We start from the raw sequence: 14,302 nt of genomic DNA, 5'->3' as shown, positions 1-14,302 counted from the left end.
CCCCGCCGCCACCCGCGCCGCCGCGCCGCCCGCCGCCACCGCCCGTGCCCACTGGCCCCAGCTGGTGGGAGCGCGCCTCTACTCTGCTGCTCGAAAACTGGACGGGCATCCTCGGCGCGGTGGTGCTGGTGACGGGCGTGGGCTTTCTGGGGATTTACGCGGCTTTGCGCCTGGCCCCGCCCTTTCGGTTTTTGATGATTTGCGCGTTTTCGGCCGGGCTGCTGGGGGCGCGGTTTGCGCTGCGCAACAAGGAGTTTGCCCGGCAGCTGAATGGCTGGCTGCTGAGCAGCGCGGCGGCTATTTTCCTGTTTGCCTGCGTGGGCTCGGTGAGCATTGCGGGGCTGCGCTGGGCCACGCCGCCGTTCGACTACCTGCTGCTGCTGGCGGGCGTGAGCGCCAACCTGTGGCTGGCCTGGCGCGCCAGCCGCCAGGAGGTATCCACGTTGCACGGGGTGCTGAGCCTGGTGGCGCTGGCGGTGCTGCCGCCCACGGCCCTCACGCTGGCGGCGGCGGCGGGCGTCACGGCGTTCAGCATTGCCATCACCTACCGGCAGCTGTGGAAGTACCAGTTGCTGCTCAGCATCATCAGCTTCTTCGCGTTTCACCTCTATTGGCATCAGGAGCTGGCCGTGGTTTCGAATGCGCTGCGCCTCACGGCCATGGGGCTGGTGCTGCTGGTGGGCGTGGCGGCCGCCGTGGTGCAGTACCGGAGCGTGTATGCCAAACGCACGTTCGAGCCGCTGCTTTTCACCGCGCACCTGCTGAACTGGACCTGCCTGGGCATCAACCTGTACCTGTACAGCACGGGTTCCATCTGGAAAACCATTCCGCTGGCGCTGGGCGCGCTGCTCACCTACTGGGCCGGGCGCAAGGCCCGGCAGCTGGGCATTGGCTGGCTGTTCCAGACCGATACCATCATTTCGCTGATGCTGGCGCTGGCCACGGCGTTTTCGCTGCAGGGCTGGCACGCCACCAACTCCGTCATCCTGCTGTTTATGCTGCTCGAATCGTTGCTGGTGGCCCTGATAATGGCCCGGCAGCGCGAGGCGCTGGTGTACCGCGTGGCCATGAGCGGCGCGGGCCTGGCCGCCACGGCCCTGCTGCTGCTGGCCGGCAGCAAGCTTGGTTTCAGCCCGCCGCCCACGCTTTACCGCGACGCTTTCGTGCTGGCGCTGGCCGGCTGGGCGGGCCTGGCTTTCGTGCGGTTCATTTTCAGGCAGCCGCTGCTCGATAGCACCCCGGCCGCACCCGGCACCCCGAAGCGCAACGCTCCCCCCGAAGCGGCGCACCGCCGCCTGCTGAGCACGTTTGCCGGGGCGGCCGGGCTGCTGCAGGCCGGAGCGGCCGGGCTGCTGGCGCGGGTGCTGTTTGCCTGGGCCGACGCGCCGGTAGCCTTGCTGATTGGGGCAGTGCTGGGGCTGGCCGGCGCGGCGCTGGGCCTCGCCGCCTGGCTCCGGCCCCAAGCCGCTATGCCCGCCTGGATACGCCAGCAGCAGCTGGTGCTGGCGCAGCTCCTGGTGCTACTGGCCGTGCTGGGCCTGCACGAAACGGGCCTGGGCTGGCCGGTACTGCTGGGCTTGCTCTACGCCGAAAACCTGATTGTTGGCCTGCTGGCCAGCCGCTGGCGCGAGGCGCTGCTCTACCGGCTCGCACTGGCCGGTGCTTCGCTGGCGGGGGCCAGCCTGCTGCTGGTTGCGGCCGACAAAGCGGCTTCCGGCCTGCCGCCGGAGCTCTACCGCGATGCCTTGGTACTGGCGCTGGCCGGCTGGGCGGGCATCGCATTCACGAAGCTGGCCTACCGGCAGCCAGCCGCCAAAACAGCGGCTGAACCTTCGCCCGATGCCGGCAATATCGGCGTAGCCGGGCATAGCTGGCTGGGCGGCATCGCCGGGCTGGCCGGCCTGCTGCAAGTGGGGGCGGGCCTGCTGCTTGTGCGGGTCGTTTTTGGCTGGCAGCATGTGCCGGTGTGGCTGCTGCTCGCGGCGCTGCTGGCCCTGGCGGGCGCAGCGCTGGGCCTGGCCGCCTGGCTCCGGCCCCAAGGCGCTATGCCCGCCTGGATACGCCAGCAACAGCTTATCCTCGGGCAGTTCTTTATGGGATTGGCCGTGCTGGGCCTGCACGAAACGGGCCTCAGCTGGCCGGTAGTGCTGGGGATTCTGTATGCCGAAAACCTGGTGGCCGGCTGGCTGTCGGCTCGGCAGCGGGAGGCCCTGCTCTACCGCATTGCCCTAACCAGCAGCTACCTAACGGGCGCCGCCGTGCTTTGGGCAACCACCGGCAAGCTCACCAGCCACATTCCCCACATCCTCTACCGCGATGCCCTGGTGCTGGCCCTCACCGGCTGGGCCGGCATTGCCTTCACGCGGCTAACGCACCCACGGCTGGCCCTTCCGCTTTCCGCTCCTGCCCTGCCCTCTCCTCAAAGCCCACATTCCATCACCAGCTTCGGCCCCCACGACGGTAGCTGGCTGAGCGGCTTCGCGGGCCTGGCCGGACTGCTGCAAGCGGGAGCCGGCCTGCTCCTGACGCACGTAGTTTTTGCCTGGCAGCACGCGCCGGTTGCCGGGCTGATTGGGGCGCTGCTCGGCCTGGCGGTGGTGGCGCTGGGGCTGGCGGCCTGGCTCCGCACGAGCACGATTGTTCCAGCCTGGGTACGCCAGCAGCAACTGGTGCTGGCGCAGTTTTTCAGCCTGCTGGCCGTGTGCAGCCTGCACGAGCTGCACCTGAGCTGGCCGGTGGTGCTGGGTCTGCTTTATTTTGAAAATCTGGCCGTGGCACTGCCGACGGCTCGTCGGCGCGAGCACCTGCTCTACCACATTGCGCTGGCCGGCGCGTACGCCACCGGCCTGAGCCTGCTGCTCATGGCCGGCAGTGCCATGAGCAACGACCTGCCGCCCGTGCTCTACCGCGATGCCCTGGTGCTGGCCCTCACCGGCTGGGCCGGTATCGTCTTCGCTCAGCTGGCCCACCGGCAGCTTCTGCAGGCGGAGAAAGCCATTGCCGCAGCCCCCAGCCAGCCCGAAATCAGCAGCACCGACCAGGACCTGCTGAGCGGTTTTGCCGGCCTGGCCGGGCTGCTGCAAGCCGGCACCGGCGTCCTGCTGGCGCGGGTGCTGTTTGCCTGGCAACAAGCCCCGGTGGCCGGGCTGCTGGTGGCCCTGCTGACGCTGGCGGGCGCGGCGCTGGGCCTGGCCGCCCGGCTCCGCACGCACGGCCAGCTGCCCGATTGGGTCCGGCGGCAGCAGCTGGTGCTGGGACAGTTTTTTGTGGTGCTGGCCGTGCTGGGCCTGCACGAAACGGGCCTGACGTGGCCAGCCGTTCTGCTCATCCTCTATGCCGAACACCTGCTGGCGGCCCTGCTCCTGAATGGCCGCAGCGAAGCGACGCTGTTGCACACGCAAACCTATCTGCTGGTGGTGCAGGCAGCGCTGTTGCCCTTGCTGATTAGCTATACCGCGCCCGCAACCCTGAGCTTCCCCGCCCGCGCGGCCCTGCTCACGGGCGCGGCATTGCTCACCGTGGGCTACCAGCTCCGGCGGTATATCCTGTCGAATGCCGATGAAGAATTTTTCGTTATCCGATTCAGCGCCACGTTCCGGTTGCCCGCGTTGGGACTGGAGGCCGGCTGGCTGCTGCTCAGTGCGGGGGCATTGGTGTACGAGCGTGCCTGGGCGGCCTGGGCGTTGGTGGGGCTGCTCGGCACCCTGCTGCTGCTGCGGCAGCGCCTCATGGTGCCGGGCCTGTGGGCCGGGCTGGTGCTGGCCGGCGCAGGCTATATCGGGCTTCAATGGAGCCATGTGTTAGCACCGCCGGCCGGCCCGCACTTCAGCCCTGGCTATGTGCTGCGCTACCTTTTGCCCACGCTAGCCATTCCACTAGCGGGCCTTTGGGCCTCCTGGTGGGCGGGGGCCGGCCGTTATCTGCGCTGGCCGTGGCTGTACCTGCTGGCGCTGCACCTGGTGGTGGCGCTGGTAGCCGCCGTGCCCGGCGGCCACATTGCCTACCTCACCCTTGGCCTGTTGGCGCTGGCCGCAGCGGCCTTCGCGGCCGCCCGGCTATGGCGGCGCACCCTGCCCGACGAAGCTGCCGTGCGCCGCGCCGGCACTCCCGACCGCTTCCTGCTGCACATAGCCTACTGGCTGCTGGGCTGCAGCCTGGCTACTCACCTCTGGCTGATTACGCTGCATGAAAGCTTCTTCGGCCAGCCCGCCGAATACTTCACGGCTGCCGCGCTTTTTGCCGTATTGGCTGCTTTCACCCTGTCGCCCCCCCCGGCTGCGGCGCCGGTGTATCATTCCTGGCGCTTGCTGCATCCGTGGCTGCCCGAAGCCACGGTGCTGTTTGGCACGGCCACACTGTGGCACAACATCCGCACGCCGTGGCTGCCGCTGGTGTGGGTTTTGGCCGCTTTGGTCCTTAGCCATTCAGCCGCTCAGCTTTCCGTTCGCCTGCGGCGGCTGGGCGTGTATGGGCGCCTGTATTACTGGCTGGCGGCGGGCACTGCCAGCGTTGCCAGCCTGCTCTACCTCTCGCCCGACCAGCTACTCAGCGCCGAGTGGTGGGAAGTTACCGCCGCCGTAGCCCTGCTTTTCGGCTACGCAGCCATGGCCCTGCAAGCCGGTGCAGCCCCCTACGCCGGCCTCTCGCCCGCCTGGGATGCCCTGGCCCGGCCACCGCGCCGGATGCTCGAAGCCTGGCTCCTCTACCCCGCTTTTCTGGCCCTCGCCCTGCTGCTCATTCAGTCCTTCGACCGCTCGGTGCTCACCGTGCTGCTGATGGTAGAGGTGGTGGCCGTGTTCAGCACCAGCCTGCTGCTCAGGCGGCAGGACCTGCGCTACCTTTCGCTCGGTGGCATGCTGGCCTGCCTGGTCCGCCTCGTCTTCTTCGACCTCAGCCAAAGCGGCACTGTCACCCGCGCCGTGGTCTTCATTCTCATGGGGCTGCTACTGCTGGGCATGAATGCCCTTTATGCCCGCTTCAAATCCCGCTTCGCCCCGGATGATGCCCCCGCCGAAGAACCAGACGAAGCCTCTGGCGAAGAAGACGCGTTTCCGGAACCGGCCAATTAAGCCCCTGGCGCCGCCCCTATCACAGAAAAGCCCGTCCAGGAAATTGGACGGGCTTTCGTATGGTTGAAAAAGACAGTTGTTAGATAGGTAGGTAGTGCGCGTAGGTAGACTAGTAGTAAGCTAGTTAATCTCATCAACGTGGGCGCGCAGCACCTCCCGGGCAATGGCCAGGTTGGTTTCACGCGCGTTCACCACCAGATAGATGAACTTGTTGCCTTCCGAGTTCAGCTTCAGCAGGTGCAGCTGGTTGCTCAGCGTAATAAGAATGTCCTCAATCCGCTCGCCCTGCAGCTTGAGGGCCGTCATGGCTTTCTGCTTCTGCCGCACCACTTCGGTGTTGTAAGCCGCCGCGGTTTCGGGGTTAATGCCCGGTGAGTTGGAGTGCGAGGCCAAAGCCACGCCCGAGTTCACATCGACCACAGCCACGGCCACCAGGCCCGGCAAATCGGTGATGATTGCCTCAACTATCTTCCCGGCAGCCGTATTTTTCGAATAAGCCATGTCGGTAGGGGGCACAGAAAGAGCTACTGACGACTCTTTGAGCTTATTCGCCACGTGCTTGCGGTAGGTTCTCGCTTTCACTTAACAATAAACCGGATAGGCAACTATAAAACAATGTGTTAAAGAAAAGAACACGGTACAGGCAGCCCGTAATCAGCCAGCGCTGCTGCTTGCCAGTCAGGCAGCGGTGGCCTAGCTACTTGCTACCGAATTCCTGCGGCTTAGAAAAACAGCCAGTGCTTGCGCTTCTCGGCGCGGGGCTGCAGCTTCACCCCTTGCTGGACAGCATCGCCGGCTTTCACTTCCTGGTCGTGGTAGCCAGCGTAGCCGTACTGCAGGGTGGCGGTAGTGGCTTCGGCAGCAGGCACGCGCAGGGCGTAGGTACCGGTAGCGTCGGTGCTGGCTCCGAAGTGCGTGCCTTTACGCATTACGGTGGCACCTACCAGCGGCTTGCCGTCTTCGTTCAGGATGCGGCCCGAAACCGTGACCATGCGCGTGGCGCTGGCTTCGGCAGCAGCGGCGCTGGCAGTTTCGAGCGAAGTCATTTCCGGCATGCTTACCGGAATAGTCATCGCATTGTGCGAGGGCAGGCGGGTGCCGGCCATCGACACGCCGGCAATCAGCGCAGCCACTCCCACCATCGAGAAGGCCCGACGGCGGAACCGTTGTGGCTGCTCGCGGATGAACAGCATCTGCTTCTGCATCCACGTAGTGGGGCGGGCATCTTCGGCCTCCTGCGTGGTCATTTCGTGCCAGCGCGTCACGGTGCTATGAGCCTGCGTGGCATCCTTGCGCAGGTACTCTTCCACGGCACGGGCCGAAGAGCGAGCCAGGTCGCCACGCAAATAAGCGTCGCGGTAAACCGGCAGCAATTCGCCGGTCTGCGGGTCGAAGGGAGTAGCGGTAAGCTTCATTGGGATTAAGAAAAAAAAGGTGGGAAAAGTGTCTTTGTGGCTTAACCGGCTAGCCACCAGCCTAAACTACTCCACCACCAAAGGCTCCAGTAGTTGAATACTGCCGCGCATCACGGCGCGGGCAATGCCCAGGTTCGTATCGCGGCTGTCTACCGCGAGGTACACAAACCGCTGCCCACCGGGCACCAAATGCAACAAATGCAGCTGCGACGGCAGCGTAAACAGCATCTCTTCCAGCTGCTCATCGGCCGAATGCTGCGCTACCAGCGAAGCCTGCACCTGCCGCACAGCCTCGGCATTGAAGCCGGCCACAATCACGGGGCGCAGTTCACGGTCGGTGGTGTAGGTAGCCAGGGGCTTGCCGGTGGCCACGTCCACTACCGCGGCCATCAATAGGTCAGGCAGCTCATCCAGCAAGTACCGGATGGCCTGCTCAATAGCAACGCCTTCGGGGCCGGTTGTGGTAAGCACAACCTCATTGGGCATCGGCCCGGTCAGGCGCTGTAGTTGCTTGAGAAAGGGAATCTTCATGGGGCGCGGGCGGTGCTATCCCGGCTCGGCCCCGCCGCGCGCCAGGGCGGCAGCGGGCCCGATGTGGCAGCGCGACGGCCCTGCCGCCGGCCTTATGCAGCAATTAATTGAGTTGGTCGGCAGTCGCGCGCAGCACTTCGCGGGCAATGGCGAGGTTGGTTTCGCGCGAGTTCACCACCAGGTAAATGAACTTGTTGCCGTTGGGCGTCAGCTTCAGCAGGTGCAGCTGGTTGGTAAGCGTGATGAGGATGTCCTCAATCGTTTCGTTCTGCAGCTTGAGGGCCGTCATGGCCTTCTGCTTCTGACGCACCACTTCGGTGTTGTAAGCAGCGGCAGTTTCGGGGTTGATGCTCGGCGAGTTCGAGTGCGAGGCCAGGGCCATGCCCGAAGTTACGTCCACGACGGCTACGGCCACCAGGCCCGGCAGGTCGTTCAAAACGTCTTGTACTACTTTGCCGGCGGCGGTGTTGGTTGAGTAAGCCATTTTACTTAGTTAAGGGGAAAAAGTGTTGAGTGAGAATTGGGTTAGTTAAAATTTATCGTCAGGGAATAATCGACTTCAGCACCTCCCGCGCCAGCGCCAGGCTGGTATCCTGCGCTTTCACTACCAGGTAGCCAAACCACTGCCCGTTTTTAGCCAGGCGAATGAGGTGGAGCTGCTTGCGGAACGGTATCAGAATGTCCTCTAGTCGTTCGCCGCGCATGTTCAGCGCGGTCATGGTTTGCTGTTGTTGTCGCACCATTTCTGCCCCACAGGCTGCCGCTACTGCTGGGTCGAAGTGGCGCACGTTGCTCAGGTGTGCCAGGCATGTTCCGGTAGCAGCTTCCACTACCGCCATTGTTGTCAAAGCCGGCAACTGCGCCAAAGCACCTTTTATTACTTTTTCAATTTTTTTGGGAATCAAAATTCCCTCATTGGGAGAGTTATTCCAAAAAATAGACGGTTGTTTTTCGGCTACTTTCCGGACTGGCTTAGCGATAACAACAGAGCTACTCATCAGATACAAATCAAAAATTTATTCTCTTATACCACACATTATCTAGTAGTTAACCTTGATTATGCTAGCGCCTTGTGTATTACAAATCTCCATCATATAGCTATTCACAAAAAATGACATTCGTCATTTTTATTTATGATTTATGTCATTTTCATCAATTTTTCACTTTTCACAATAAATATAACTTTACCAATTTAATTATTAATTCAGCAGACAAAAAAATCACCATGGATTTCCTCCGTGCCTCCACAGCAAGATTTAAGTGCTACGTCCTCATTTCAGCAGCACCTTGACTTCTATGCTGCCCTTAATCGACCCGAGTTGTCGTTGGGGCTTTAGTCGTAGAGCGCCGCGATATGACTCAGCGCGTTCATATCCAGAATAGTAAACTGGCTGCCCCGTGTAGTAATAATGCCAGCTTCCTTAAACTCGGAAAGCAGTCGAATGGCCGTTTCCTTGGCCGTGCCTACCAGCGAGGCCAGGTCCTCGCGCGAAACGGTCACATTGAATGAGGCTTCCGGTCCTGCTTCTCCAAACGTGTGGGCAAGCAGCAACAGCGCTTCGGCCAGCCGCTCGCGCACAGGCTTGTAGGCCAGATGCAGCATTTGCACCTCAGCAGTGCCCAGGGCCCTGGCCATCATCTGCATAAGCGCCGTCGAAAATTGCGTGTTCGACTGCCACACCCGAAAAAAGTCGGCGCGCGGAATGAAGCACACCATGCAGTCATCCAGAGCTATGGCGGAGGTGGTGTACTTGGTTTCGGCTACTACCGACTGAAAGCCAAGCATATCGCCGGCTTTCACCAGCTGCGTAATTTGCTCTTTGCCTTCGCCACTGGTCTTGGTAATCTTTATCTTACCCTGGTTCACGCAGTGCAGCCCCAAGGCCGGGCTACCCTCCTGAAATATGCGCTGTCCTTTCTGATAGCTCTGCGACACCTTATTTGTCGCAATAAAATCCAATTCCTCTAATTGGCAGCAGCTCATGAGCGGGCCTTTGCGATTGGGGCAATTCTGGCACGTAGGAGTAGAGAACCTGTTCATAAAATATAATTATGCTAGCGCCTATCAGGCCTCAAAGATACAGCAACACATAAATCGATAGCAAGCATAATATTTTTTCAACAGGCATTTTATTGTGTTCACCGAGCATAACATGGATTCCAACGTCCAAAAATGAAAAAGGTCGATTCCCATATCGGGAATCGGCCTTTTAAAAATCCTAAATCAGGAATTACACACCCAATAGCAGACGGGTTGGGTCTTCAAGTAGCTCTTTCACCCGCACCAGGAAGCTCACCGACTCGCGACCGTCGATGATGCGGTGGTCGTAGCTCAGGGCGAGGTACATCATCGGGCGAATGACTACCTGGCCGTTTTCGGCGATGGGGCGCTGGATGATGTTGTGCATACCCAGAATGGCCGATTGTGGCGCGTTGATGATGGGCGTGCTGAGCATGGAGCCGAACACGCCACCGTTGGTGATGGTGAACGTGCCGCCGCTCATCTGCTCAATGGTAAGCTTGTTGTCGCGGGCCAGGCCGGCGAGGCGCACTACCTCTTTCTCAATGCCCTCGAACGAGAGCTGCTCGGCGTTGCGAATGACGGGCACCACCAGGCCTTTGGGGGCCGATACGGCAATGCTGATGTCCGCAAAATCGGAATACACGATTTCACCATTATCAATCTGTGCGTTCACGGCGGGCCACTCTTTCAGGGCCACGCACACGGCTTTGGTAAAGAAAGACATGAAGCCCAGGCCCACGCCGTTTTTCTCCTTGAACTTGTCCTTGAACTTGTTGCGCAGGTCCATGATGGGCTGCATGTTCACCTCGTTGAAGGTGGTGAGCATGGCCGTTTCGTTCTTCACCGACACCAGGCGGCGGGCCACCGTTTTGCGCAGGTTGCTCATGCGCTCGCGGCGCACTTCGCGGCTGCCACCGGTAGGGGCACTGGCAGCAGGGGCTGCGGCTGTTGGGGCTGCCGGGGCAGCAGCCGGCGCTGGCGCAGCAGGCTTGGCCTGGGCATTCTGAGCATCTTCCTTGGTGATGCGGCCGTCGCGGCCGGTACCGTTCACGTCGGCAGCGGCAATGCCTTTCTCATCAAGAATTTTACCAGCCGCGGGCGAGGGTACGCCCGTAGCGTACGTAGCGGCACCACCGGCAGCAGGCTGGGCCAAAGCGGCCGTAGTAGCCGCAGCGGCCGGAGCTGCAGCGGCGGGGGCAGCCGGAGCATTGCTACCACCAACGCCACCTTCAATGCGCGCAATGGTAGCACCGATGCCGATGGTTTCACCTTCTTTCACGGCGTGACGCAGGGTGCCGGCAGCTTCGGCGGGCAGCTCAAAGGTGGCCTTGTCCGATTCCAGCTCCGCAATTACCTCGTCGCGCTCTACCTGGGCCCCGTCGGGCTTCAGCCATTTGGCTACCGTCACTTCGGTGATGGACTCGCCTACGGCGGGGATTTTCATCTCCGTGGAGCCACCGCCAGCGGCGGGCGTGGCAGCAGCGGCAGCTGGCGTGCCGCCGTAGCCGGCCTGGTCGCTCGCGGCCGGGTTTTCTTCTCCTTTATTAATAGGGTCGGCAGCCGGGGCAGCGGCCGGCGCAGCAGCCGGGGCCGGAGCCGGAGCAGCACCGGCAGCAGCCCCGTCCAGCTCGGCAATGACGGTGCCGATGCCAATGGTTTCGCCTTCGGCCACGCGGATTTTCAGTACGCCGTCGGCTTCGGCGGGCAGCTCAAAAGTGGCTTTGTCCGATTCCAGTTCCGCAATTACTTCGTCGCGCTTCACGGCCTCGCCGTCTTTTTTGAGCCACTTGGCAATCGTGACTTCGGTGATGGATTCGCCAACGGCGGGAATTTTGATTTCGAGGGCCATAAACTAGGTGGCGTGGGAAAGAGAGTGTTGTTCTAAAAGGTTATTTACAGGTACGCAGGGCAGGCAACAACGGCGAAGCCTAGTCCAGCTTTTTGGCCGCTTCGGCGGTGGCTTCAATGTTGGTATCAGCTACGGCTTCTTTGGGCTTGTCGAAGGCGCGGGCCACGAGGTCTTTCTGCTCTTTTACGTGGATTTTATTGTAGCCCGTGGCCGGCGAAGCCGAGGCTTTGCGGGCCACCACATCTTCCAGCTCGCGGCGCATGAAGCGCAGCAGGTAGTTCCAGTAGCCCATGTTCTCGGGCTCTTCCTGCACCCAGTAGATTTTGGCTTTGGGGTACTTGGCTAGCTCGGCGTCGAGCTGCTTTTTGGGGAAGGGGTGCAGCTGCTCGAGGCGCACGATGGCCACGTCCTTACGGTCAGAATTGCGCTGCTCCTCCAACAGGTCGTAATACACCTTGCCCGAGCACAGCAGCACGCGCTTCACCTTCTTGGCCTCGGCGAAGTCGTCGCCAATCACCTCACGGAAGCGGCCGCTGGTGAAGTCCTCCACCAGCGACATGCACAGCGGGTGGCGCAGCATCGACTTCGGCGACATCACCACCAGCGGCTTGCGGAAGCTCCACGTCAGCTGGCGGCGCAGGGCGTGGAAGAAGTTGGCCGGCGTGGTGATGTTGGCCACGATGATGTTGTTTTCGGCCGCCAGCTGCAGGAACCGCTCGGGGCGGGCGTTGGAGTGCTCGGGGCCCTGGCCTTCGTAGCCGTGGGGCAGCTGCATCACGAGGCCGTTCATGCGCTGCCACTTGCTTTCGCTGCTCACGATGAACTGGTCAATCATGGTCTGGGCGCCGTTGGCGAAGTCGCCGAACTGAGCCTCCCAAATCACCAGCGCCGTGGGGTTGGCCATGCCGTAGCCGAATTCAAAGCCCAGCACCGCGTACTCGCTCAGCAATGAGTTGTAGATGCTCAGCTTCTCGTTATCGCCCTCCATGAAGTTGAGCGAGTTGTAGGGAGCCGACGTTTCGGCATCGTGCAGCACTGCGTGGCGGTGCGAGAACGTGCCGCGCTGCACGTCCTGGCCGCTCACGCGCACAATGTGCTTTTCGCTCAGCAGCGAGCCGTAGGCCAGCAGTTCGCCGGCGGCCCAGTTCAGCACACGGGTTTCGTAGAACATTTTGCGGCGCTCCTTCAGCAGGTTATCAATCTGCTTGATGGGCTTGAAGCCGTCGGGAATCGTCGTCAGGGCCTTGGCCACTTTGTCCACCACCTCGGCCGAGATGCCGGTTTCGGGCGACTGCTCAAAGTCCTCCGGGGTGCTGCGGCGCAGGCTGCGCCACTCGTTTTCCAGCGCCTGATACTTATAAGGAAGGGGCTTCTGCTTCACCATATCGAGGCGGGCCTGCAGGGTGTCGCGGAACTCCTTGTCCATCTGGTTGGCCAGCTCGGCGTCTACGTCGCCGCGCTGCACGAGCATGGCGTTGTACACCTCGCGCGGATTCTGGTGCTTCGAGATAATGTTGTAGAGCGTCGGCTGCGTAAACTTGGGCTCGTCCGACTCGTTGTGGCCGTGGCGGCGGTAGCACACCATATCAATAAAGATATCGGCGTGGAACTGCTGGCGGTATTCGGTGGCCAGCTGCACGGCAAACACCACGGCTTCGGGGTCGTCGCCGTTGACGTGCACTACCGGCGCATCGATGATTTTGGCCAGGTCCGTCGAGTAAATCGACGAGCGGGCATCCTCAAAATCAGTCGTGAAACCAACCTGGTTGTTAATCACGAAGTGAATGGTGCCGCCCGTCTTGTAGCCTTCCAGCTGCGACATCTGCGTCACTTCGTAGCCGATGCCCTGCCCAGCCAGCGCCGCATCGCCGTGGATGAGGATGGGCAGAATCTGGTGGTAGTCGCCGCCGTACTGGTGCTCGATTTTGGCCCGCACGAAGCCCTCCACCACCGGGTTCACCGCCTCCAGGTGCGAGGGGTTGGGAGCCAGCTTCAGGTTCACTTTCTGGCCGCCGCTGGCCTCCACTTCCGACGAGTAGCCCATGTGGTACTTCACGTCGCCGTCGCCCATCGTGAGGTCGGGCACGGCCGTACCTTCGAACTCCGAGAAAATCTGCTCGTAGGTTTTGCCCATGATGTTGGCCAGCACGTTCAGACGGCCGCGGTGGGCCATGCCAATCATCACTTCCTTCACGCCCAGCTCGGCGCCCTTGCCGATGATGGCATCCAGCGCCGGGATGGTCGTTTCGCCGCCTTCGAGCGAGAAGCGCTTCTGCCCCAGAAACTTGGTATGCAGGAAGTTCTCGAAAACAACGGCTTCGTTCAGCTTTTTCAGGATGCGCTTCTTGTACTCCACGCCGGGGTTGAAGGCCAGCGAGTCCTTCTCCACTTTCTCGCGGAACCAGTCGAGCACCTGCGGGTCGCGGATGTACATGTACTCGAAGCCGATGGCTCCGGTATAGATTTTTTCCAGCGCCGCCACGATGTCGCGCAGCTTGGCTTGTGCGCCCAGGCCCAGCACTTCGCCGTTGCGGAACGAGGTGTCGAGGTCGGCCTCGCTCAGGCCGAAATCGGCGAGGTCGAGGCGGGGCTTGCGGTCTTTGCGCTCACGCACCGGGTTGGTTTTGGCGCGGAGGTGGCCACGGCTGCGGTAGGCATGGATGAGGTTGCGCACAGCCGTTTCCTTATCGGAAGCGGGCTCGCCAGTGGCAAAACCGGGCGCGTTATTGGTCGAAGCGGCGGTGTTGAGGACGCCGTAATCGTCGGGTTGGGGCCGCGGGCCGGGCGCGGCGGCAGTTTTGGTAGCACCTGCCGTGCTGCCGTTGGCGACGCCGTTGCCGTTGGCACCGGGCACTACGGGCGCGCCTTCGGGAAACTGCTGAGAGAAGTCAAACCCTTCAAAAAACTTGCGCCAGCCAAAATCCACCGATTCGGGATTTTGCTGGTAGGCCTGGTAAAGGGTTTCGATAGCCGCCGCGTCGGCGTTGGCGATATACGAGTACGTGTCCATTTGGGAATTCAGCTTAGTAAGGTAGCGTAAAGGTAATGGCCTTCTATATCAGGAAAAAACCTGAATTCGATTGCGCAAATTTTCCTCATAACCAATCGATTAACAACAACCGAATGCGCTATGTAATAGGGCTTGAGCTACCAATTTATCAAAAAATGCAGGGATGGACCTTTCTGTACCTGCCCGCTCCGTTGCGGCCAGACAGCTATTACTTCTTTTCTAAAGCCAGCTTTAATATAAACTTTTTGCTATACTAATTTGATACTGCCCGCGTGCCCGTTTCAGAATTGCACAATTACTTTTTCATGAACTTATCTGTCTATCAAATCGTTACTAACCTCCTGCTCCTTCCTCAACTGTGAGCAGGGCCTATACCGCCGGGCAGCACGGCGGGTGTACGAATAC

At 61.4% G+C, this 14,302-nt stretch carries 9 protein-coding genes; 1 reads left to right on the top strand and 8 read right to left on the bottom strand.

The window, feature by feature from the left end; genetic code table 11:
* Positions 1–44 precede the first annotated feature (44 nt).
* Positions 45–5,069 (top strand): hypothetical protein, encoded by a 5,025-nt coding sequence (locus ACYVHT_RS13265; protein ID WP_460552373.1) that lies wholly within the window; start codon positions 45–47, stop codon positions 5,067–5,069.
* A gap of 120 nt (positions 5,070–5,189) precedes the next feature.
* Here ACYVHT_RS13265 and ACYVHT_RS13260 read toward each other — a convergent pair whose 3' ends face one another.
* From ACYVHT_RS13260 to ACYVHT_RS13225, 8 genes are all read right to left on the bottom strand, one after another.
* A complete protein-coding gene (locus tag ACYVHT_RS13260) occupies positions 5,190–5,570 on the bottom strand; it encodes a hypothetical protein (protein WP_460552370.1) in 381 nt (126 codons plus the stop codon).
* A 221-nt stretch (positions 5,571–5,791) separates the two neighbouring features.
* Positions 5,792–6,484, bottom strand: a complete 693-nt coding sequence (locus ACYVHT_RS13255; protein ID WP_460552367.1) for a peptidase associated/transthyretin-like domain-containing protein — start codon at positions 6,482–6,484, stop codon at positions 5,792–5,794.
* Between the two features lie 66 nt (positions 6,485–6,550).
* The gene (locus tag ACYVHT_RS13250) at positions 6,551–7,015 is read right to left on the bottom strand and encodes a hypothetical protein (RefSeq protein WP_460552364.1); all 465 of its coding nucleotides are present in this window, start codon (positions 7,013–7,015) and stop codon (positions 6,551–6,553) included.
* A gap of 103 nt (positions 7,016–7,118) precedes the next feature.
* Positions 7,119–7,499 carry a roadblock/LC7 domain-containing protein gene (locus tag ACYVHT_RS13245; protein WP_460552361.1) on the bottom strand — a complete coding sequence of 127 codons (381 nt, stop codon included), beginning with the start codon at positions 7,497–7,499 and terminating at the stop codon, positions 7,119–7,121.
* 58 nt (positions 7,500–7,557) lie between these two features.
* Complete coding sequence (locus ACYVHT_RS13240) at positions 7,558–8,013, bottom strand: hypothetical protein (protein ID WP_460552358.1); 456 nt, start codon at positions 8,011–8,013, stop codon at positions 7,558–7,560.
* Between the two features lie 335 nt (positions 8,014–8,348).
* Entirely contained in the window at positions 8,349–8,999 is a 651-nt protein-coding gene (locus ACYVHT_RS13235; protein WP_460552355.1) for a Crp/Fnr family transcriptional regulator, read from the bottom strand.
* A 247-nt stretch (positions 9,000–9,246) separates the two neighbouring features.
* Positions 9,247–10,887, bottom strand: coding sequence for a 2-oxoglutarate dehydrogenase complex dihydrolipoyllysine-residue succinyltransferase (gene odhB, locus ACYVHT_RS13230; RefSeq protein WP_460552352.1), 1,641 nt, complete (start codon positions 10,885–10,887; stop codon positions 9,247–9,249).
* Positions 10,888–10,966: 79 nt separating this feature from the next.
* On the bottom strand, positions 10,967–13,897 hold the full coding sequence (locus tag ACYVHT_RS13225; protein WP_460552349.1) for a 2-oxoglutarate dehydrogenase family protein: 2,931 nt from the start codon (positions 13,895–13,897) through the stop codon (positions 10,967–10,969).
* Between the last annotated feature and the right edge of the window lie 405 nt (positions 13,898–14,302).

The organism is Hymenobacter daeguensis (assembly GCF_054780555.1).
The sequence above is the reverse complement of the archived record's forward strand: the minus strand, read 5'-3'. Positions and strand labels throughout refer to the sequence as shown.